Genomic DNA, 1782 nt, shown 5'->3' with positions numbered 1-1782 from the left:
TGGTATTAAATTCATCATCAGGTTGTAAGGAACGAGTTAGTTCATTACAACGTAAAATTTTCCCATCTTTCAATTCAAAAATCGCTATGATTTCTACGACACCACTATTCCCATTTTTCTTCTTTACATGAATCTCATATCTTAGCGTTGCTGTTTGCTTCTCTTCATCAAATAAAAAGTCATAAAAAGGTGACAATTCCAGTGTGTCTACTATACTTTTAAAAGTTTCCATGTGAGTATGAAACCCTTGTATATTCACCTCTGTACCATCTGTAACTTGCATATATTGGTCACTAAAATAATCTGATATTTTATATAATTTCAAATTTAAGATAACATCTTGATACACTTGTTTTAGAAATGTATAAGCTTGTTCTTTATGCAACATGATCACTCCTTCCATATTTCATTTGTCCATGCATTTCAAAAGGGGATAATAATATCTAATCTTACTTCATCAAATGTATCAAAGAGATGATAATGGTTCTCTGCTTTTTGATGAAGTTTTTCATAAATGGAGGCTAATTGGCTTTCAGAAATAGTCACAATAGAATACATCAATTTCTAGCACCTTCTTTTTATTACCATCTTGATTGCCTTTATAATCGCTAGTTTAGAGACATGTAATTTGCTTGAGAATAACATAGAATTTGTTAGATGTTTTTATAAAAAACCCCCTTTATTTATAATTTGTATGAAATGAACCAAGTTTATTATATTAGAAAAACATATTGTCCTTATAGCTAAATGATTGAGAAATAAAGATGTCTTGTAATCTATATGTAACAACTTTTAATTACATATAGGGTGCATGGCGCTTAAAATGAATGTGTAAGATCATGCATATTCCGAAGGGATAAACTTTTTAGGAGCAATGTAATTACAGACCAGTAAATATTCGAGGGTAATAAAAAATAACTTTAAAATTCAGAATTTTTAATTTGTTTTTTCTCAACATTTGAATTAAAATAAACCTATATTCTATCATTCTCACAGAAGGGATTAAAAAGAGATGAAAATGGTCTTATGTTCATTGTTAGAAGAGTTGCTGCAAGACTATGAGAAACATCACTCACGTATGTATTTTATGTTCAAACAAGACGAAGGGGACTATGTTTTTACTGATGTGAATCAGGCATTATTACAAACTGTTCATCAACAAAGAACTGATTTTGTAGGACAAACCATAGATACTGCACCGCATCTTGGAGATGAAGCCACAAGGAAAAAATTAAAAAACATTTATCCATTAGCTTGGTCCGGAAAAAAAGTGATTTTTTACTGTTTTCCAGATCGTAATGTAGATATATTTGTAATCACATATCTTGAACCTCAATATGAAAAGGGAAAAGTGGTACAAGTGAGGGGGCGCTGTGCATCCTTTGATAAAAATGAATTTCATGATACGTTACAACATCTTGAAGAGTTTGTCACTTTTGAAATGGTACCTGAATAATTCACAGTAAGTTCCTTCTCCCATCACATATATCAGCTGTGTATGTGCGAAGTCATAGTGAGCGCGATTATTTTCTCAACAAAAATGTTAGGTACATATGATAGAATCAATCTAGATAGGAATTTTATGTATATTTGTCAGTATATCAAGAGATGTTATTAAAATTAAAGTGGTTATCAAGTCAAAGGAAGACACTCATGAGAGTGTTTTTCTTTTTCCAAAAATAATGAGTGCTAAGAAAAAGAGTATGTAATACATATATACTCCTTATCCATATGCTTTTCTAGGGACCTTTAGCTCAGTTGGTAAGAGCAGACGGCTCATAA

At 31.0% G+C, this 1782-nt stretch carries 2 protein-coding genes; one reads left to right on the top strand and one right to left on the bottom strand.

Features of this window, described 5'->3' with window-relative positions; genetic code table 11:
* The coding region (locus F3I02_RS27150; protein ID WP_196478617.1) for a nuclear transport factor 2 family protein at nucleotides 1-388 on the bottom strand (388 nt) is incomplete at its 3' end.
* Between the two features lie 624 nt (nucleotides 389-1012).
* On the opposite strand from F3I02_RS27150, the gene F3I02_RS27145 reads away from it, so the two are divergent.
* Entirely contained in the window at nucleotides 1013-1456 is a 444-nt protein-coding gene (locus F3I02_RS27145; RefSeq protein WP_069356707.1) for a hypothetical protein, read from the top strand.
* Nucleotides 1457-1782 lie beyond the last annotated feature (326 nt).

Origin of the sequence: Bacillus sp. SRB3LM (assembly GCF_015712745.1) — a bacterium.
Taxonomy (GTDB): domain Bacteria; phylum Bacillota; class Bacilli; order Bacillales; family Bacillaceae_G; genus Bacillus_A; species Bacillus_A thuringiensis_K.
This window is presented reverse-complemented; position numbering and strand designations above follow the sequence as displayed.

What these genes read in the sequence shown, in the direction of transcription:
- F3I02_RS27145 (WP_069356707.1), top strand. Translation starts at nt 1,013, where the DNA reads ATGAAAATGGTCTTATGTTCATTGTTAGAAGAGTTGCTGCAAGACTAT.